The following is a 19,576-nucleotide window of genomic DNA, read 5'->3' on the forward strand; positions in this document are numbered from 1 at the left end:
TGCTCATCCACGCCCGGCAGCCTGAAGTCATGCCAACCATCACCGGATTCGACTATCGCCGCATCCCCGTCGCCGACGGCGTCTCCCTCAACGCGGCCGTCGCGGGCACCGGAACCCCGGTCGTCCTCCTGCACGGCTTCCCGCAGACCCACCTGATGTGGCGCCACGTCGCCGCCGACCTGGCGTCCGACCACACCGTCATCTGCCCCGACCTCCGCGGATACGGCGACAGCGACAAGCCCGCCGACGGCTACTCCAAGCGCACCATGGCCGCCGACATCGTCGCCCTGGCCCGCGCCCTCGGCCACGACCGCTTCGCTCTAGCCGGACACGACCGCGGAGCCCTGGTCGCCTTCCGCGCCGGCCTCGACCACCCGGACACGGTCACCCACCTCGCCTGCCTCGACGTCCTCCCGACCCTCGACATGTGGGACGCGATGCACGGTGTCACCGCCGCAGTCGGCTTTCACCTCTTCCTCATGGCCCAGCCGCCGGGCCTGCCCGAAGAACTGATCGCCGGCGCCCCGGACGCCTTCTTCGGCCACTTCCTGGACATCTGGGGGAGTGGCTCGTCCGCGATCCCCGCCGACGTCCGGACCGCCTACCTGGACGCCGGCCGCAACGCCATCCCGTCGATCGTCGCCGACTACCGCGCGTCCGCAGGCATCGACGTCGAACACGACCAGGCCGACCGTGACGCGGGCACTCGACTCCGCATGCCCGTGACCGTCCTCCAGCAGGACTGGGGCGCCGCCCTCGGCTACGACGCCGTCGCCCTGTGGCGCGCATGGGTCGCCGACCTCGACCACACCACCGTCCCCTACGGCCACTTCATGGCAGAGGAGGCCCCCGCCGAAGTGACCAAGGCCCTCAGGAGTCTGCTGACTCGCTGAACGGTTCAGGACGGATCATCACCGGCTCGGACGCCGTCCCTCTGATGACCACAACGGCACCCAGAGCGCGCGCGGCGTCGTCCGGCGGCTCGGCTTGCCCCAGAACGCTGACCTGGGCTCCTTGGTCGATGACCCCTTCGTACAGGCGGATCCGGCAGGTCGCTGGAGAACCGTTGCGGTAACCGCCGGAACGCAGCAGGTCATCGACCCAGGGAACCTTGTCCAGCGTCGTCACCGGCGCCTCGAAGTCCCGCGCCACCGCGACCCGTCCGCCCGCGGCCCTGACGAGTGCGACACCACTGCCGTCGTCCAGCAGGAAGTCGACCGCCTGCCCGAACCGGTGCGTCCCGTCCGAATCGCCCGAACTCGGCACGATCGCCAGCTCACGCGCCAGGTACGAACGTCCGCTGGCCTCACTCGCCGGGACGGCGCCCACCGCCCTGGCCCGCCCCGACAGCCGGCACACCCCGGAAGCCGCCGCGACCGTCGACGCGGGTGCCTTCGCGAACGCCCGCTTCACCGAGCCGCCGGCCCGCAGATACAGGAGAACCAGCCCGCCGACAGAGCCGGCGACCACGAGCAGAACGAGTACCAGATCCATGAGATCTCCCAGGGGCACGCGGCCCGCAAGCCGCATCCTGCCGGGAAACCCCGCCCACCGCCAGGGGCAACGCAACACGTTCTATCGGCTGAAGTAATCCTCGAAACCCTTGGCCAGAGAGTCGGCCATGCGTCGCCGGAACGTGAGACTGGCCATTTTGGCCGCCTCCACCTCGTTGCTCATGTTGCCGCACTCGATGAACGCCGTCGGCACCTTGGCCAGGTTGAGCCCGCCGAGGTCATCGCGCTGGTCCAGGCCGTCCTCGCCGATGTAGGTGGCGTACGGCAGGCCCGTCCCGGCGTGGTAGGCCGCACGAATCGCCTTGCCGAGCTGCACGGACTCGTCCACGATTCCCGCGTTTCCCGCCACGGGCGCCGGCACGATGACGTGGAAACCGTGCCCGGACGGTGGACCGCCGTCCCCATGAATCGACAGGGCCGCGTCGGCGCCGACCCGCCCACCGGTCGCCGCCCGCTCCGTGATGCACGGCCCGACGCCGATGTCGCTCTCCCGCGTCAACGTGACTTCGGCGCCCTTGTCCCTGAGCACCTTCGCCAGCCGGTTCGCCAGATCCCAGTTGAAGGCGTGTTCGGAGTAGCCCTCCGGCGTGACGGTGCCGGTCGTATCGCATGCCTTACGCCCGTTCCCGACCGACACCTGCTTGTTGATCTCCTCGGGATGTGACGCGTTGCCCCCGTTATGACCGGGATCGAGCACGATCACCTTCCCGCGAACCGAAGACCCCTCCGCGGTGGCCGGCGCATCGCCGCCCCCGTCGCCGTCCGCCCCGCACGCCGTGAGCAGGCCAAGGCACAACACCACCCCGGCAACGTTCCGAAAGCACCCCACAGGCCCGCCTCCCCCGCTGACGGCCTCGTACCTGAACAGTCTGCACCGGAAGACACCTGGTCAAACGGCGAGACGCCCCCTCCCGCCGACCGCCCTGACACCGACTCCGACAGCGCGAAGAACACGTTAGGTGGATCACAAGAAATATGTGCCCACGGAAGTAGATTTTCCGGCGAGAGGTGGGTAGAGTCTCTGCCATCGACGAAGAACAAGTCCATGAGACGTGGCAGAGGACGAACTGCCCGGTGAGATGGATGACGCAGGCCGGGCGTGCCGGGGTCAACGCAGTGGAAGGGACTCCGACACCCCGCCTGGTCACCGGTGGCCAACGGGCTGCCGGCCGCAGGAACGCAAGTGATGGCAAGAGAACAGGTAGTGAACAGAAGGTAGGAAACGAAAGGAGGAAGGCGGCACCATCGGGATCGCCCGTCGCAGGCTCCAGTCACGCCGCTCGGGTACCGCAGCTCCACAGATTCGACAGTGGTCACGGTCACGCAACTGCGATCCCCGCGCCTTCGCCCCGTCTGAACGGGCAGTGCGAAGGCCGGACAGATGGTGTTGTACCTCATGGCCCCGGCGCCGCCCATTCGGCGCCGGGGCCAGCGGCGTTTCCTCTCTACATTGAGCCTTGAAAGCAGGCACATGGCAGTACGGAAGGTTTTGTGAACTCCACCCACCCGGCTCGATCCGGCAGTCACCAAGAGCACCAGGACCCGCAGACCACCTCACCAGGCCCGGCGACCGCCGCACCCGCCGGAGCCGGCGATGCCCTGGACGACAAACTCGACGACGAGGACTACCCCGCCTACAGCATGGGCCGAGCCGCCGACATGCTCGGCGTCACTCCGGCGTTCCTGCGCGGCCTTGACGCGGCCAAGCTCTTCGTCCCGCAACGCTCCGCCGGCGGCCACCGCCGCTACTCCCGCTACCAGCTGCGCCTGGCCCAACGCGCCCGGGACCTGGTCGACGAGGGCACCCCGCTAGAGGCGGCCTGCCGCATCATCATCCTCGAAGACCAACTCGCCGAAGCCATGCGCATCAACACCGAACTCCGCGGCCACCCCGAACAGCCACCCGACGCCGGCGCCTGACCAAGCGCGCCCGGGGGCGGAACCGGTGAGCGATCGGTTCCGGCCGGACGCGCCCACCGCCCACCGCTGTGATCACCTGATTCCGTGATCGCAGCGGTGGGAGGCTCACGTCCCGTCCTCTGAGCCGACTATCGGGGGAGTTCGTTGGTCCATCCGGACGTGGAGTTGGTCGAGCCCATCGACTCCCGCCCCCCGTTGATGTCGGCGAAGCCTTCGGCGTTCACCGCGGAGGTCTTCGGGTTGACCACCAGGTTCGTCCCGCCACCGTCGGCGGCGAACAGCAGGCTCTGCCCACCGGGGACCTTCCCCCGGTTCTCGACGTGGGGCAGCGCGGCGAGGGCGCGCAGGGCCGCGGCGCGGACCTTGGGCGGCGCCGGTACGTCCCCGAGCAGGCCGGTCAGGAGCAGGAGCAGGTGGGTCTCCTCCGTGATCTCCGCGTTCTCCTGCTCCGTGGTCCTGCTCTTCAGCAACGTCGCCTTCAGTTCAGCAGGGGACGTCGGCAGCTCCGCGATCTCCGCGATCCCCAGATCGGTGCCGCGCAGCGTGACGGGATGCCGCCCAGGAACCTTCTTGAGCGCCCCACCGTCGAAGCGGGTCCACTGCCGGCGCCGTGCCATCGGCAATGCCGAGCGTCTGCGCCACTTCCCCATGACTGAGCTGGCCGAGGGCGATGAGCAGGACGACATCGCGCTCCCGCTGGTTCAGCCCGGTAAGGGCCGCGAGAAGCTGCGGCTGCAAACGCTGCGCGGCCAGCGAGGTGACGACACGGCTTTCGTGCCCGAACGTTTCCGCGGCGATGTCCTCGCCGGTCTGCACGTCCAGCCGCCCGACCGCATACCGGTACACATCGCGGAAGTAGCGATCGTAGACAGCGGTGAACTCGTCCGGATCCCGCCGAAACCTGTCGGTGAGCTCCGCGTCCGCCACCGGCGGCCGATCCACGTCCGCGGTCAAGTTCGCGTCTCCATCACGTACGCCTCTCATGCGAAGTACTCGCCCATCACCCCCTTCGCCGCATCCTCCGAACGCGTTCCCGTCCCGCGGACCGTACTGCCGTCAGCTGTCCTCCAACGGAGCCCACCTGCAGACCGTCTGCAACTGGTAGAGATCAGAACTGGTCCACCTGGTGGCCGGTCCTAAAGGAGGCAAGGCCAAGTGGATAGGAAGCCATGGTGAAACAGGCGCGGGCAGGCGGCGGCGCGACGACGCTGACAACAGCAGTGTCCAGGTGGGCGGCCCGACGAGATCCGGACGATGACGAGGACGAGAGACGACGATCGGCTTGGACGCGTGGCCGGGTGCTGGCCGCGCTCGCGGCGGTGACCGCCGGCCTGCTGGCGTTCCACAAGGCCGTGCCCAACTCCATCGGCCATCTGGGAAGCCTGCTGGAAACGTTCCTGCCATGGCTCGGCCTGCTGGTCGTGGTGCTGCTCGCCCTGGCGGTGCTGTGCCGTTCGGCCACCGCGCTGGTGGCCCTTCTCCTGCCGGTGGCGGCTTGGGCGCTCCACTTCGGCGGGCTGCTCCTGCCTGCGGCCGAGCCCGGGGCGAGTGACCTGGTCGTCGTCCAGCACAACGTCAGCGACGAGAACACCGATCCGGCGGGCACGGCACGCGCCCTGGCCAACACGAAACCGGATCTCATCGCGCTGGAAGAATTGACGCCCTCGGCCCTGCCGGTCTATGAGAAGGCCCTCGCCTCCGACTTCCCGTACCGCACGGTCCACGGCACCGTCGGACTCTGGTCAAAGCATCCGCTGACCGCGGCCCAGTCCCTGGACATCAAGGCCCAGGCAATCACGGAGCCTTGGAGCCGCGGATTGCGGGCCGTGGCCCGAACATCGCACGGTGAGATCGCCGTATACGTCGCGCACCTACCCTCGGTCCGCGTCGGGACGAGCGGCCTCGCATCCTCCCTACGCGACGAGAGCGCCACCCTGCTGGGCAGGGCCGTCGCCGCCGAAAAGCTGAAAGCGGCAATCCTGCTGGGCGACCTCAACGGCACGGTCGACGACCGCGGGCTGGCCCCGCTGACCTCACAACTGAACGTGGCGGAGCGCGGCCTGGCCTTCAGCTTCCCCGCCGCCTTCCCCTTGGCCCGGATCGACCAGGTCATGGCCCGCTCGGCGACCATCGGCCACATCCGCACCCTGCCTACCACCGGAAGCGACCACCTACCGATCACCGCCCACATCAACCTGACCACATAACCGCCCACCCCCGATGCAACACCGGCGCCACCCTTGTGGTCGCCCGGTTCGGATGAAATCTCACATCGTTCGCGCGGCGTCACTACTCTGACGAGAGTGACAAGGCTGAACGATGCCGAACTGGACGCGCTGGTGGAGCTGCCCACGTCCTGGGTGTCCTACCAGCACTGGGCCCGCTGACGACGAGCGAAGATGAGCACTTACCAGTACTACGAGTTCCTGGCCGTCGACCAGCCTTTGGACGAACGGCAGCAGGCTGAAGTCCGCGCACTGTCCACGCGGGCACGGATCACCGCCACCAGTTTCACGAACGAATACGACTGGGGCGATTTCCGGGGTGACCCGCGCACGATGATGCGCCGCTATTACGACGCCCACCTGTACGTCACCAACTGGGGCACCCACCAGGTGATGCTCCGACTTCCCCGCACGCTGCTCCCCCTCAAGGCCGCCGAACGGTATTGCATCGACCCCCACGTCACCGTCGAGGTTTCCGGCAAGCACCTCATCCTTGACCTGACCAGCGAGGACGAAGGAGGCGACTGGGTCGAAGGCGCCGAGGACTCCCTCTCGGCGATCATCGGAGTGCGCACCGAACTCGCAGCCGGAGATCTGCGCCCCCTCTACCTCGCCTGGCTCGCGGCCTACGGAAGGTGGGAACGCGACGAGGACGCCTTCGAGCAGGACGAAGAAGACGAACTCGAGCCGCCGGTACCCGCAGGACTGCGTGCCCTCACCGCCTCCCAGCGCGCTCTTGCCGACTTCCTCCGCCTCGACCCCGACCTGCTCCAGGTCGCCGCCCGGACGAGCCCGCCCCTGGCCGAGGCCAAGGACGACTCCGGCCGGCTCGCGGAATGGATCGAGGAACTGCCGGTGAAGGCCGGGAAGGCTTTCCTCCTCCGAGTCGCGCAAGGTCAGGGGCACCAGGTCCAGATGGAGCTACTCCGTAGTTTCCGTGGCGAACCCGACGCCGGAAAGGACGACCGTCCCCGGCGCACGGTGGCCGAACTCCTGGACACCGCCGCCGAAGTCCGCCACGAGCGTGAACGCGAAGCCGAGGCGGCACGCACGGCGCAGGAGGCCCGCCGCGAGCAGCAGCGCGCGGCGGCTCGCGAGAAGAGACTCGACGCCATCGCCCGCGACCCGGAGATCACCTGGGCACGTGTCGACGAACTGATCGACGCCCGCAAACCGTCCGACTACGACGTGGCCGTCGAGCTCCTCAAAGACCTACAGGTCATCGCCGAGCGCGCGGGCATCCTCCGGGAGTTCACCGAACGGTTCACGCTCCTGCACCAAAAGCACCACCGCAAACCCAGCCTCATCGCCCGCTTCGACCGCGCAACTCTCCCCGCGGGACGACCCTCGGTCGCCTGACGTCGCGGCGGGAATGACCGAATGCGGCGCTGCGCCGCTACGGCCGCGGGACAATGGGCCGCATGGCCAGTGTAGAGATCACCGAGCAGACCGTGCGCTCCCAAGCCGGGGAGGATGCGTTCGAGTCCGGCCGCTCGCTCGCCGATCGCGGCTTGGTGGATGCGGTGACGGTGGAGGGGACGCGCGTCGGCGCGCACGTCGAGGGCATCGCGACGAATCTGCTCGTCACCACGGCGGGGTTGGGCGCGAACTGCGCCCACATCTCCTGCGCGGCCCCGGCCCCGCAATTGTGCGAGCATGCGGTGGCGGTGGCGCTGACCTGGCTGCGCTCGGGTCGCGAACGGCGTGAACCGAACCTGCTGGCCGTACTGCGCACCAAGGACTCCGGGTGGTTGGCGGCCAAGCTCGCCGAACTGGCCGTCGGCGACCCCGCTCTCACCAGCCGGCTGCTGGAGGCGGCCGGCGGTCCGGACGCCCTTGTCATCCAGGAACTGCGCGACGACATCGCGAGCGTCGTCGCCGAGTTGACGGCCGAGCGCGATGACGGTGATGACTACGGGTTCGACGAGTGGTATCCCGATACCGAGGAGCTTGAGGAGGTCCTCGACGACATCGAGGGTCTGCTCGAGGAGGCGCCCGACGCCGTTGTCGACATCACCGAGGATGCCATCCGCCTGCTGGAGGAGGTCCTGGAGGACGGATGCTCCGGCGGTGACCTGCCCGACGCCCTCGTGCGCGCCGCCGACCTGCACCTGGACGCGTGCCGCGCGGGTGCCCCCGATCCCGTCGCACTCGCCGGACGGCTGCTGGCCGGCGCCCTGCGCAGCGGCTGGGGAACCTTCGACAACCTGGTCGACTACGCCGACGTCCTCGGGCCCGAGGGCCTGAACCGCTACGGGGAGCTCCTGGAACGGGAACGAGCGGCCCCGGGCGGGAACGGCCGGGAGCCTTACAAGCTGCGGAAACTGCGGGAAGGGCTGGCCCGTGCCCAGGGCGGAACCGACGCCGTAGTGGAGTTCCTGGCCCGCACGGCGTCCAGATCATGGGACTTCGTCCATATCGCCGACGTCCTGATCGGCGATGGCCGCGATGACGACGCACTCGTGTGGATTACCAAGGGACTGAGCGACGAGCCGGCGAATTCCCGGCTGCTGTCGCTGGCCCTGGACTGCCACCGGCGCGCCGGCCGTGACGTGGACGTGATGGAGGTGCTGTGGACCAGGTTCACCACCGCCCCCACCGTGCAGACCTACGTCGACCTGACCGACGCGGCCGGCCAGGACGCCACATGGCGAGCACGTGCCATGGACCTGCTGCGCGCCCGGACTGCCGAGCATGCGGACCTGCTGGTACGGATCCTGCTGCGCCAAGACGACGTTCCCGCGGCGTGGGGCATCGTGCAGAATCACCGGGTCGACCACGATCTGCGGATGCGCGTCCTCGAGGCCCACGCGCGGACCCACCCTGAGGACGCGATCCCCTTCTACCGGGATCTGGCCGAAACCCACATCCGGCGCGGGAGCCGTCCAGGCTATGAGGACGCCATCCGATGCCTGCTCACCGCACGCAACCTCGCCGGGCGATGCGGCCGTGAGCTCGAGCACTCCGAGTTCGTCGCCCGACTCCGCGCCGCCCACCCGGGAAAGAAAGTGCTCCAACAGCTACTCGACCAGGCGGGGTTCCACCCGCCGGGCTGAACTCCGACCAGATGACCGCACCCGATACCCCTGAAGGCGCACATGAACAACGACGAACTCCTGGCCCGGGTCAGGGAACTCCGCGCGTCCGGACGTTCTCCCAAACAGATCGCCCGTGCTCTCGGTCTGTCCCCGGCCAAGGTGACCCCGCTGATCCGGGCCGTGGCAGCGGCCCACGCGAAATCCGATGAAATCGTCGCCTGCTACGTCACACCGGAATGGAGCAGCGGACTGACGGTCGCGGGTGAGCCCGACTGGCCCGGCCTCGTTGCACCCGAATCCGAGTCATCCGGCCTGGCCGGGGTGTTTGTCGCACGGACCGCCGGACACAACCGGGTCAGGGCCGTGGGATTCCTGGTCGACGTCTACTGCCTGGGCGTCAAGAACGCATGGCCGCCCAAGGAGATGGCCGCGAGCCGCCTCCCCGAGTACACCGACAAGTTCTTCTTCTCCTTCTCCGGCAGGCGCGTGCCCGCGCCCCCGGAGCTGGCTCGGCATCTGGTGTACGGAGCGGTCGACTACGCCCGCGGCCTCGGTTTCGAACCCCACCCCGACTTCGAGGCCGCGGCCGAGCTGCTGGGGCCGTGGTCCCCGCCCAGCGCCATCACCTTCGGCAAAGACGGCAAGCCCTTCTACATCCAGGGTCCACGCGACAACGGCCAGAAAATCATCAGGACGCTCGAACGCACGGCCGGCACCGGCAATTACGACTACCTGGCCGTCATCGATCCATCCGAGGCGGTCGGCCTGCTGTGAGGAGCCCCGGGCCCGCTGGGTCGCCCCCGGGCCGGTCCGTATGCCGGTGCTCCGGGAGTGATCCCCGGGAGTTGGCTGACGTGGTCGGTGTCAACGGATCGGGAAGCCCGGCCGTCTAGCAGTCGTGCGGTGCGCTGATACGGCAGCTGTAGATCGTGGCTGTGGGGATGATGCTGCTGGTCGGCGGGGCGCCCGGGGATGATCACGATCGGGTGGAGTTCCGGACATGCGAGACGGCCGCCGTGATCGTTGCTTTGTGTGACGAAAGTAAAGAGCCCGGCGGCCGTCGGGGGCACGATAGCGCATGCCGGTAATGAGCGCCGGGCGGATTTCCTGGACGCGGTGATGGCCCGGATCGCGGGATGTTTCCGCAGGTGTGAGCCCCGGCGACTGGTCCGGGAGTTCGTGCTGGGGCTGCTGATGGAGCTGGAGGACCACAACTGCTGGACCCTGGGCGAGGCGCTGGGGCACACCGGCCCGCACCGGCTGCAGCATCTGCTGTCGCGGGCGAAATGGGACGAGCGGCAGGTCCTGGACCAGACCGCGGTGTGGGCGGCCGGGCACCTGACCGGCGATGATCCCCACGCGGGTCAGGACGCGGTGTTCATCCTGGACGAGACCGGCGACGCCAAGTCCTCCACCGACTGCGTCGGCGCCGCCCGCCAGTACTCGGGCTGAGCTTCCCCCCGTTCCACGGACACCCGATCTGAGTTGACCTTGATCAACTTGGGAAGGAAGTGTCTCGTGCCACCACCTCACCTGCCAGAGTTCCGTCGCCGCGCCGTCGAGCTGGCCCGTACCGGTGACAAGTCGGTCTCCGCGCTGGCCAAGAGCCTGGGCATCAGCCAGTCGTGCCTGAGCAACTGGATCCGTCAGGCCGCCGGCGACGAGGTCTACGGCGGCCGCGACCTGCGCCGCCACATCCGCAGCCTGGGCATGAACTATGTGATGGCGGTCAAGCACGACCACCCCGTGGCGCTCGGCCCGCACACCACCACCGCCCGCAAGGCCGTCCGCCTGATCGGCGACGGCGGATGGCAGCGCGTACGCACCGGAACCGGAACCAAAGGCGTCCGCTCCTACAACTGGGCCATACTCGCCATCGCTCCCGACGACACCCCCAACGGCCCAGACCAGGCCGGTGACCAGGCCGGTGACGCGGTCCTGCTGGTGCGGCGGCACCGCTACACCCGCAAACTGTCCTACTACCGGTGCTTCACCACCGGCCCGGCGCCGCTGGCCCGCCTGGTCGCGGTCGCCACACTGCGCTGGAGGATCGAAGAGGACCACCAGCTCGCCAAACAGGCCTGCGGCCTGGACAAAGGCCAGACCACCCGGTGGAGGTCCTGGCACCGCTGGAGCTGCCTGGCCCTGCTGGCCTACACCTACCTCGCCGTCACCGCAGCCACCGAACCCACCGGCCCGGACGAGGACCCCGACATGATCGCGATCACCGTCCCCGAACTCCTGCGCAACATCCGAGGACCGATCGTGCCGGAGCCCTACCGCGATCCCGAACACCGCCACGCATGGTCCACCTGGCGCCGACGCCACCAATACCGAGCCCGAAAATGCCACCAGGCATGGCACGCCTACGCCGACACCACGTGATCACCGCAGGCCACAGCCCCAATTACAGCTGCCGTAGCTGAGAACCGGATGCCGGAGGGCGTGTTGCCGGCAGGCCGAACCTGGTCATGTTAACTGTGGGCACGGTCGGCTTCGTAACGGGCCTTGGAGGCTTGATCGCGCTTCCGGTGACGCTTCCGGCGAACATCACGGCCAGGCCGTTCTCAACGCCAGGATGGTCAGGGCGAACGCCCACTTGCGCGGCTGGAATCTGGGAGACGAGATCGTGCGGAACGCCATCCTGATCGCGGTCGCCGGCGGGTCGCCGAATGCCGTGTTTTCGGGATTCGGAGTCAGCCTCTGACCTGAATCTTTGTGTCGGGGTGGCGGGATTTGAACCCACGACATCTTCATCCCGAACCCCAAATCATGGCCATTCGGGGGTCGTGCAGGTAAAGACGATTCGCGTTAAAATCCCAGGTAGACGGCCTGTGGCGGTGTCAGCCATTCACGGACAAGGATGGCCCGTCCGCCACCGTCCACGGACAAATCACGGACGGATGATCATGAAGGATCGCGCCTTGGGATACGCGAAGAAACGCAAGGGCAACAACGGAAAGTACCGCTACACGGCCTGCTACGTCGACATCAGAGGTCGACTGCGGTCAGCCGGGACATACTCCAACAAAAAGGACGCCGACAAAGCATGGCAACGAGCGGAGGTCGAAGTCTCCAGAGGCCGCACGGGAGACCCCGGCCGAGGCAGACAACGCTTCAAGGACTACGTCGAGGACACCTGGCTCCCGAACCACCAGGTCGAGGCCACCACCCGTGAGGGCTACACGTACGCGATCTACAGGAACATCATGCCGATGTTCGGCTCGATGCGGATGATCGACATCCTCCCCGAGCACGTCCGCGCGTGGATCACCGCCCTCAAGAACCAGGGCATGAAGCCGGTGAGCATCCGCTACAACAAGATCATCCTCAGCGCCATCTTCACCACGGCCATGGACGACCAGGTCACCTTCATCCACCCCTGCCGCGGAGTACGCACGCCCCCGGTCGTCCGCAAGCCCCTCGAGATCATCACCCCCGAGCAGTTCGACGACGTCTATCACGCACTCCCCGAGGGCGCCTTCCGGCTCCTCGCCGAAACCGAGATCGAGAGCGGCCTCCGCTGGGGCGAGCTCAGCGAGCTGCGCGTGAAGGACCTCAACCTCAGGTCCCGCATCCTCACGGTCAGCCGCACCGTCGTCGAGCTGAACCCGAAGTTCCACCCGGAAGGCCGCCACTTCCTCGTCAAGGACTACCCGAAGGACAAGGAGTACCGCCGCTTCAAGCTCAGCACCCAGATCACCGAGAAGCTAGAGGAGCACATCCGAGCAGCCAACCTGACCCAAGACGACCTCCTCTTTCAGATGCCACCCCAGGACAAGCCCCGAGCACGCATCACCGAGATCCCAGACCCAGCCACCCTCGGCCGCACGGAACCGAACGAGAAGGGCCGCACCTACAACCACGGCACCCTCAGCGGCTACACCGCCGGCCGCTGCCGCTGCGACTACTGCCGAGGCGCCTTCACTCTCTACCGAGCCGCCCGCCGGGCGGACGGCAAAGACAACCCCCGCCCCCGCCGCGTCCGCGAGACCGATGGCCACATCCCCAACGACTGGTTCCGCCGCAAGATCTGGTACCCCGCCCTGGCCGCCGCCGGCCTCAACTTCAGACCGACCATGCGCGACCTACGCCACGCCCACGCCTCCTGGCTCCTCAACGGCGGCGCCGACCTCCAGGTCGTCAAGGAACGCCTTGGCCACGCCTCCATCGCAACAACCGAGCGCTACCTACACACCCTCCCCGACGCCGACGAAACAGCCCTCGAAGCCCTGGCCAGAACCCGCAACCGCTCAACCACCCGTTAGACGAAAGAGGTCGACGAGCAGGGCCGGACGCTCCGGCCCTTCTCGCTTTGGAAGTCCTGACCGCGAGCTCGCGTGCACCTGATCGATCCATCCAGGCTGCAACTCTGCCGATATCGTGCGGCCGTGACCGGATCCAAGCAGCGTCCGCTCCTCTTCCTCGATGTCGACGGCCCTCTCATCCCCTTCGGAGCCACGCCTGGGGAGTATCCGACCTACGAGGCGGTCTCCTCACCCGATGCCGACGAGAATCCGCTTGTGGCCCGGATCGATCCCGAGCACGGAAAACGGCTGTTGGCGCTCGGCTGCGAGCTGATCTGGGCCACCAGCTGGATGGACGACGCGAACGACTGCATCGCACCGCGCCTCGGGCTATCCCAGCTGGCGATCGTGGCCTGGCCGGACGCGCCCGCGACCGAAGAGCAGGACGTACGCGACGGCTTGCACTGGAAGACCCGGACCCTGGTCGCCAGGGCGGGAGGGCGCCCCTTCGTCTGGCTCGATGACGAGATCACCGACAGCGATCGTGTATGGGTATCCGCAAACCACCCTGGCCCGGCTATCTTGCACCGAGTCAACCCAAACAGCGGCCTCACTCCGGTCGACTACCAGGCTGTCGATGAGTGGCTAGCTAGCGCGGCCCATCCGTGACCACGTCGAAGCCCAAGCGCGTGAGGAGGCGTCCTACCGTTCGCCGCCCCCCGGAGAACTCGCCTGCGGTCAGCGGATGCCCTGTCACGTAGCGGTGGGCCACTCCGATGATGGCCTTGGAGTCGTAGTGCACACCGTCGTGACGGAGGACGTACCGACGGGCACGTTCGAAACCGTACATCTCGAGGAAGCGGTCTCGGCCGACGTGATCACACTCAGCCATCGCGTTCAGGACTGCCTCGCGCGTGATCAGCGACAGATTCATGTGGGCATCGTACGTCTGAGCTGGCAATTATGGTGCAAGGTCCATCTATGGGTCTTCCCAAGCAGGACGGGGCTTCCGCTCGTGTGCACGGCGGCGATCATTGGTCCGTGCGGAATCGGCCTGTGTCGGGTCTTGCAAGGCACCACCTGCTCGCTGGCATGTAGTGGCCACTTGGGTGCTCACCTCTTGACTTTTGGAGTCAGCTCCATTAAGCGCGTACATGCGACATGGTCTCCAGTGTGAACAAACAACGAGGATGCCGACGCGAATATCACTCTCCGCAGGCGCGCTGTCACTAATTCTCGGCTGGATGAAATCCTTGCTCGACGGCGTCAACCTGCCGCTTAGCCGCCGCGTCCCTTTCTCTAGACGGTTGACAGTGACTCTGTGCGGTCGAAGCCTAACTGTTATGACGGGGGGTTGCGTCGCCCCTTGCGTATATGGCAACAGGGTGGAGTCGGGTGCGTGGCTGCGTAAGAGGGGGATATGGACGTCTTCGGAGTGCATGATCAGCTCATCCGGGACTACCGGGAGTTCACGTCAGGGGCGGTCAACGTCCGGGACGACGACATCGCTGATCATGTACGGCGAGGGCTGGACGCGGGAGAGCAATGGCCCGACCCGTGGCTGTCGTTGAACCCGAGCTTCGCGGACGGCGGCTCTGTTCCCGACCTCGTGCGGTCCGGGATTCTGCACCCGGAGACCGAGCGCATCTTCCGGCTCCACAAGGCAGAGGATTCGCTCGCTGGCGAGCCGATGATGCTGCGCCGGCACCAGCGCGACGCGATCGAAGCCGCAAGGACCGGCGACAGCTATGTCCTGATCACCGGCACCGGATCCGGCAAGTCGCTGGCCTACATCATCCCGATCGTCGACCGGGTGCTGCGGCTCCGCGAAGAAGGAGCACCGGCGGGCGTCAAGGCGATCATCGTCTACCCGATGAACGCCCTCGCCAACTCGCAGCTCGAGGAGCTGGGCAAGTTCCTGCGCAATGGCTACGGCGAGGGCCACGAGCCCGTGACGTTCGCCCGCTACACCGGTCAGGAGAAGGAGGCGCAGCGCCGCGCCATCCTGGACGATCCGCCAGACATCCTCTTGACCAACTACGTCATGCTCGAACTGATGCTCACCCGTCCGCGTGAGCGTCAGCACCTCATCCAGGCCGCCCGCGGCCTGCGCTTTCTCGTGCTGGACGAGCTGCACACCTACCGGGGCCGGCAGGGCGCGGACGTCGCGATGCTCGTTCGCCGTGTCCGGGACGCCTGCGACGCGCGTGATCTGCAGTGCGTCGGCACGTCCGCGACGATGGCGAGCGAAGGCGGCACTGAGAACCAGGCGCGCACCGTGGCCGAGGTGGCGAGCAAGGTCTTTGATACTCCGATCGAGCGGCACCGGGTCATCGGCGAGACGCTGACGCGCTCAACGGAGGACGGCGGCTTCGACCCGGTCGAGCTGGCGGTCCAGATCGCTCAGCCGCCCCTCGGCGCGTCTTACGACGAACTGGTCGGCAACCCGCTCGCGCGCTGGATCGAGACGACGTTCGGCGTGGAGACGGAGAAGGGCACGGGACGGCTGATCCGCCGCAGGCCCACGACGGTGCAGAAGGCGGCCGAGGAGCTGGCGGAGCTGACCGGCATGTCGGAGCAGCGCTGCGCCGAGGCGATCAAAGCCACGCTGAAGGCCGGCTCGGAGGCACCGCACCCGACCGTCAAGGGCCGGTACCTGTTCGCTTTCCGGCTCCACCAGTTCCTGTCGAAGGGCGACACGGTATTCGTCTCGCTCGAACCAGAGAACGTTCGCCGTATCACCCGCGACTATCAGCTGCGGGTCCCGGGCGAGCCCGACAAGCTGCTGCTGCCCCTGGCCTTCTGCCGCCAGTGCGGCCAGGAGTACCTGTCGGTTGCGCGCGAGGAGCAGGCGGGCCGCACCGTCATCCGGCATCGGCGCGGCGATGACGACCAGGCCGGCTACCTCTACATCTCCGAGCAGTCGCCGTGGCCGGAGACGACCGCCCAGGCGCTGGAGGAGCAGCGCCTGCCCGACAACTGGCTCACGCTGGACTCGGGCGGCAATCCCGAGGTGATCCCGTCCCGCCGCAAGTACGTCCCGCAGGTGTTGCGCGTCCTCCCGGACGGCACCGTCCTCGACCGCGACTCCGGCGCCACCGACGGAGTCCGCGCCGCGTTCGTGCCCACGCCGTTCGGCTTCTGCCTCAGCTGCGGCGTCTCCTACGAGCAGGCGCGTGGCAACGACTTCGGCAAGCTCGCCCGGCTCGACCAGGAGGGACGCAGCTCGGCGGTGTCGGTGCTGAGCGGCAGCATCGTCCGCAGCCTCCAGGCGATGCCGGAGGAGGAGCTTCCCGAGAACGCCCGCAAGCTGCTGACGTTCGTCGACAACCGACAGGACGCCAGTCTCCAGGCGGGCCACTTCAACGACTTCGCGCAGGTCGCGCAGCTCCGCGGCGCTCTCTACCAGGCCGCGCTCGCGGAGGGGGACGAGGGCCTCCACCACGAGAACGTCGCGCAGGCGGTGACCGCTCAGCTCCATCTCGACCATGCCGACTACGCCCTCAACCCGGAGGAGCTGTCGACGCAGCGCAAGCGCACCCAGCGGGCGCTACGAGAGGTCGTCGCCTACCGCCTCTTCGTCGATCTTGAGCGCGGCTGGCGCGTGACGATGCCCAACCTGGAGCAAACCGGCCTTATCAGGATCGACTACGCCGACCTGGACGAGCTGTCGGAGCTGGAGAAGACGTGGACCGGCACGTGCGGCCCGCTCCGCACCGCCGACCCGCGGACGCGTGCCGAGCTGATCCGCATCCTGCTCGACGAGATGCGCCGCGTCCTCGCCATCGACGTCGAATGCCTCACCGATCTCGGCTTCGAGGAGATGAGCAAGCTCTCCCGACAGCTGAAAGACCCGTGGGCCCTCGCCGAGCGGGAGCGGATGGTGCCGGTCGGCGCCGCCTTCGCTCGCTCGAGCAAGAGGGGCGGTAGCCGCAGCGACCTCAACCTGTCCGGCCGCAGCAGGTTCGGCCGCCACCTGCGCCGTCCCGGACGCTTCCCGGCCTGGACAGACAAGATCGACACCGAGGACGCCCAGCAGATCATCAGCGACCTGCTGCACGTCCTGTCCAACCACGGGCTGATCACCGAGGCCGTCCCGGCGAAGAACGGCGGAGTGCCGGGCTACCGCATCAACGCGGCCGTCATCATCTGGCGGGCCGGCGACGGCGAGTTCGGTGTCGCCGATCCGCTGCGCTGGCAGTTCAACGGCACCGACACCCGCCCGCGCGTCAACCCGTTCTTCCGCGACCTCTACCAGAAGCAGTCGCGGGGCTTCGCGGGCCTGTTCGCCCGCGAGCACACCGCGCAGGTTCCCAGCAACGTCCGCCAGGACCGGGAGCGGGCATTCCGTAAAGCGAAGCTGCCGCTGCTGTACTGCTCCCCGACGATGGAGCTCGGTGTGGACATCGCCGGGCTGAACGCGGTCACGATGCGGAACGTTCCGCCGACCCCGGCCAACTACGCGCAGCGCAGCGGACGCGCCGGCCGGTCCGGCCAGGCCGCCCTGGTCACCACCTACTGCGCCAGCGGTAACAGCCACGACCGCTACTACTTCCGGCGCTCGGACCAGATGGTCTCGGGATCGGTGGCGGCACCGCGCCTCGACCTCGGCAACGAGGACCTCGTCCGCTCGCACGTCCAGGCGATCTGGCTCGCCGAGACGGAACTGCCACTTGGACGCGCCATGCCGGAACTGATCGACATCGGCAACCCGGAGCTTCCCCTGCTCCGCCATGTGCGCGAGCAGATCAACGCCGAGCCGGCGCAGGAACGCGCCCGGCAACGCGCCGAGCGGATGCTCGCCGGCCTCATGGTGGAGTTGGAGAAGGACACCTCATGGTGGGACGACGAGTGGCTCGAACGTGTCGTCCGATCGGCACCGGGAGAGTTCGACGCCGCCTGTGAGCGGTGGCGGACCCTCTACAAGCGGGCCAAGGCCGAACGCGAACTCCAGCATGACCGCGCCGACGACTACACCCTCACCACCGATGCCCGGCAGCGCGCCAAGCGCCGCCGCGCCGAGGCCGAGACCCAGCTGAAGCTGCTGCGCAACGAGCAGGACGGCGGCACCCTCTCGGACTTCAACCCCTACCGCTACCTCGCGTCGGAAGGCTTCCTGCCGGGCTACTCGTTCCCGCGCCTGCCGCTGGCCGCCTACATCCCCGGACGCGGCGGGAAGCTCGCCGACCGCGACGGCGACTACCTGCAGCGTTCCCGGTTCATTGCCATTCGTGAGTTCGGCCCCGGCGCCCTGATCTACCACGAAGGAAGCCGCTACCAGGTCAAGCGCGTCCAGGTGCCCACAGAGGAGGGCGGCGACGTCGCGACAGGCGAGGCACGCCGCTGCCGCAACTGCGGATACCACCACGAGCCGCGCCCCGGCCTCGACAAGTGCGAGATCTGCGAGACGCCGCTCCCCACCGCCACCAGCGGCTGGATGCAACTCCACACCGTCTTCACTGAGCGCCGCGAGCGAATCTCCTCCGACGAGGAGGAGCGCCGCCGGGCCGGCTTCGAGCTGGAGACGTCGTACCGCTTCCACGATCATGGCAAGCGGCGCGGACGCCTGGAGGCGAGCGCGGTCGACGGGGACGGGCCGATCGCGAACCTCGACTACGGCGACAGCGCCACCGTCCGCGTCGCGAACCTCGGCTACCGGCGCGGCAAGGACCGCGAGACCGGCTTCTGGCTCGACACCGTCAACGGCCGCTGGCTTCCGTCCCGCGACGCCAAGGCCGCCGCGCCTGGCACCGAGCTCACCGACGAGGAGACCGGCCTCGCCGACGGCGAGACCGAGGACAAGGTCCGCAAGCTGCGGGTCGTCCCGTACGTGGAGGACCGCCGCAACATTCTTGTCCTGACCCTCTCCGAACCGGTTCCCGCCGAGACCGCGATCTCGCTCCAGTACGCCCTGGAACGCGGCATCGAAGCTGTCTTCCAGCTGGAGGACTCCGAGCTGGACAGCGAGCCGCTGCCGCCCGACAACGGCCCGGACCGGCTGCGGATGCTGTTCGTCGAGTCCGCCGAGGGCGGCGCGGGTGTCCTGCGCCGCCTCCAGTCCGACCGGGACGCGCTGGCCCGTGTGGCACGCGAAGCGCTGCACATCGCCCACTTCGACCCGGACACCGGGGACGACCTCGGCGGGCCGCGGCCGGAGAACCGCTGCGAGAAGGGCTGTTACGACTGCCTTCTCTCCTTCGGCAACCAGCTGCTCCACCACATGATCGACCGGCACGCCGTCCGCGACCTGCTGCTCCGCCTCGCGCAGAGCAAGGTCGAACGCGACGAGCAGCCCGCCGTGCTGATTGAGAAGGCGGGAAGCAGCCTGGAGGGCGAGCTGATCACGTGGTTGCAGGAGCGCGGCTACCGGCTCCCCACCGAGCAGCAGGTCCTCGTCACCGAGGCGCTCGCGCAGCCCGACTACGTGTACCGGCTTCCCGGACAGGCCAAGGTCGCCGTGTTCGTCGACGGCCCGGCTCACGACGACGAGCACGTCAGCACGCGTGACGAGGATGCCGAGGAGCGACTGATCGACGCCGGATGGCACGTGGTCCGGTTTGGCCACAACGGCGACTGGCACGCCACGGTTTCCGCCAACCGAAGCATCTTCGGCCCCGGCGACAAGTAAGCGG

16 protein-coding genes are annotated in these 19,576 nt (G+C 68.0%); 11 read left to right on the plus strand and 5 right to left on the minus strand.

All coding sequences use genetic code 11. The features are described from left to right. The first annotated feature begins 29 nt into the window (after positions 1–29). Positions 30–893: an alpha/beta fold hydrolase gene (locus ACGFK0_RS13230; protein WP_392903971.1), complete on the plus strand. Its 864-nt coding sequence runs from the start codon at positions 30–32 to the stop codon at positions 891–893. Here the strand turns inward: ACGFK0_RS13230 and ACGFK0_RS13235 are convergent. After that, on the minus strand, positions 871–1,494 hold the full coding sequence (locus ACGFK0_RS13235; RefSeq protein ID WP_392903974.1) for a hypothetical protein: 624 nt from the start codon (positions 1,492–1,494) through the stop codon (positions 871–873). The two genes, ACGFK0_RS13230 and ACGFK0_RS13235, sit on opposite strands and share 23 nt — an antisense overlap. A gap of 81 nt (positions 1,495–1,575) precedes the next feature. Next, positions 1,576–2,211: an N-acetylmuramoyl-L-alanine amidase gene (locus ACGFK0_RS13240; RefSeq protein WP_392903977.1), complete on the minus strand. Its 636-nt coding sequence runs from the start codon at positions 2,209–2,211 to the stop codon at positions 1,576–1,578. Positions 2,212–3,155: 944 nt separating this feature from the next. On the opposite strand from ACGFK0_RS13240, the gene ACGFK0_RS13245 reads away from it, so the two are divergent. Next, positions 3,156–3,434 (plus strand): MerR family transcriptional regulator, encoded by a 279-nt coding sequence (locus ACGFK0_RS13245; protein WP_392904072.1) that lies wholly within the window; start codon positions 3,156–3,158, stop codon positions 3,432–3,434. Between the two features lie 128 nt (positions 3,435–3,562). Here the strand turns inward: ACGFK0_RS13245 and ACGFK0_RS13250 are convergent, their stop codons facing one another. Both ACGFK0_RS13250 and ACGFK0_RS13255 read right to left on the minus strand, forming a co-directional pair. Continuing rightward, positions 3,563–3,904 (minus strand): hypothetical protein, encoded by a 342-nt coding sequence (locus ACGFK0_RS13250; RefSeq protein WP_392903980.1) that lies wholly within the window; start codon positions 3,902–3,904, stop codon positions 3,563–3,565. A gap of 13 nt (positions 3,905–3,917) precedes the next feature. Next, positions 3,918–4,388 carry an RNA polymerase sigma factor gene (locus ACGFK0_RS13255; protein ID WP_392903983.1) on the minus strand — a complete coding sequence of 157 codons (471 nt, stop codon included), beginning with the start codon at positions 4,386–4,388 and terminating at the stop codon, positions 3,918–3,920. A 344-nt stretch (positions 4,389–4,732) separates the two neighbouring features. Between ACGFK0_RS13255 and ACGFK0_RS13260 the strand changes: the two genes are divergently transcribed. From ACGFK0_RS13260 to ACGFK0_RS13295, 8 genes are all read left to right on the plus strand, one after another. Next, the gene (locus ACGFK0_RS13260) at positions 4,733–5,641 is read left to right on the plus strand and encodes an endonuclease/exonuclease/phosphatase family protein (protein ID WP_392903986.1); all 909 of its coding nucleotides are present in this window, start codon (positions 4,733–4,735) and stop codon (positions 5,639–5,641) included. A gap of 192 nt (positions 5,642–5,833) precedes the next feature. After that, positions 5,834–7,018 carry a hypothetical protein gene (locus tag ACGFK0_RS13265; protein ID WP_392903989.1) on the plus strand — a complete coding sequence of 395 codons (1,185 nt, stop codon included), beginning with the start codon at positions 5,834–5,836 and terminating at the stop codon, positions 7,016–7,018. A 62-nt stretch (positions 7,019–7,080) separates the two neighbouring features. Further along, positions 7,081–8,715, plus strand: a complete 1,635-nt coding sequence (locus ACGFK0_RS13270) for an SWIM zinc finger domain-containing protein (RefSeq protein ID WP_392903992.1) — start codon at positions 7,081–7,083, stop codon at positions 8,713–8,715. Positions 8,716–8,757: 42 nt separating this feature from the next. Next, on the plus strand, positions 8,758–9,471 hold the full coding sequence (locus ACGFK0_RS13275; protein ID WP_392903995.1) for a helix-turn-helix domain-containing protein: 714 nt from the start codon (positions 8,758–8,760) through the stop codon (positions 9,469–9,471). 258 nt (positions 9,472–9,729) lie between these two features. Further along, positions 9,730–10,149 carry a transposase gene (locus ACGFK0_RS13280; RefSeq protein ID WP_392903997.1) on the plus strand — a complete coding sequence of 140 codons (420 nt, stop codon included), beginning with the start codon at positions 9,730–9,732 and terminating at the stop codon, positions 10,147–10,149. A gap of 66 nt (positions 10,150–10,215) precedes the next feature. Beyond that, positions 10,216–11,082 (plus strand): transposase, encoded by an 867-nt coding sequence (locus tag ACGFK0_RS13285; RefSeq protein ID WP_392903999.1) that lies wholly within the window; start codon positions 10,216–10,218, stop codon positions 11,080–11,082. 539 nt (positions 11,083–11,621) lie between these two features. Continuing rightward, entirely contained in the window at positions 11,622–12,965 is a 1,344-nt protein-coding gene (locus tag ACGFK0_RS13290; protein ID WP_392904002.1) for a tyrosine-type recombinase/integrase, read from the plus strand. Positions 12,966–13,088: 123 nt separating this feature from the next. After that, positions 13,089–13,613: an HAD domain-containing protein gene (locus ACGFK0_RS13295; RefSeq protein WP_392904004.1), complete on the plus strand. Its 525-nt coding sequence runs from the start codon at positions 13,089–13,091 to the stop codon at positions 13,611–13,613. On the opposite strand, the gene ACGFK0_RS13300 is transcribed toward ACGFK0_RS13295, so the two are convergent. After that, complete coding sequence (locus ACGFK0_RS13300) at positions 13,594–13,878, minus strand: hypothetical protein (protein WP_392904007.1); 285 nt, start codon at positions 13,876–13,878, stop codon at positions 13,594–13,596. The two genes, ACGFK0_RS13295 and ACGFK0_RS13300, sit on opposite strands and share 20 nt — an antisense overlap. A gap of 486 nt (positions 13,879–14,364) precedes the next feature. On the opposite strand from ACGFK0_RS13300, the gene ACGFK0_RS13305 reads away from it, so the two are divergent. Further along, positions 14,365–19,572 carry a DEAD/DEAH box helicase gene (locus tag ACGFK0_RS13305; protein WP_392904010.1) on the plus strand — a complete coding sequence of 1,736 codons (5,208 nt, stop codon included), beginning with the start codon at positions 14,365–14,367 and terminating at the stop codon, positions 19,570–19,572. The last annotated feature ends 4 nt before the right edge of the window (positions 19,573–19,576 follow it).

The organism is Spirillospora sp. NPDC048823 (assembly GCF_043198445.1).
Lineage (GTDB): Bacteria > Actinomycetota > Actinomycetes > Streptosporangiales > Streptosporangiaceae > Spirillospora.

Excerpts from the sequence above, each read along its gene's own strand:
- ACGFK0_RS13230 (WP_392903971.1), top strand. The coding sequence starts at position 30 with ATGCCAACCATCACCGGATTCGACTATCGCCGCATCCCCGTCGCCGAC.
- ACGFK0_RS13270 (WP_392903992.1), top strand. The coding sequence starts at position 7,081 with ATGGCCAGTGTAGAGATCACCGAGCAGACCGTGCGCTCCCAAGCCGGG.
- ACGFK0_RS13235 (WP_392903974.1), bottom strand. The coding sequence starts at position 1,494 with ATGGATCTGGTACTCGTTCTGCTCGTGGTCGCCGGCTCTGTCGGCGGG.
- ACGFK0_RS13265 (WP_392903989.1), top strand. The coding sequence starts at position 5,834 with ATGAGCACTTACCAGTACTACGAGTTCCTGGCCGTCGACCAGCCTTTG.
- ACGFK0_RS13245 (WP_392904072.1), top strand. The coding sequence starts at position 3,156 with ATGGGCCGAGCCGCCGACATGCTCGGCGTCACTCCGGCGTTCCTGCGC.
- ACGFK0_RS13275 (WP_392903995.1), top strand. The coding sequence starts at position 8,758 with ATGAACAACGACGAACTCCTGGCCCGGGTCAGGGAACTCCGCGCGTCC.
- ACGFK0_RS13300 (WP_392904007.1), bottom strand. The coding sequence starts at position 13,878 with ATGAATCTGTCGCTGATCACGCGCGAGGCAGTCCTGAACGCGATGGCT.
- ACGFK0_RS13305 (WP_392904010.1), top strand. The coding sequence starts at position 14,365 with ATGGACGTCTTCGGAGTGCATGATCAGCTCATCCGGGACTACCGGGAG.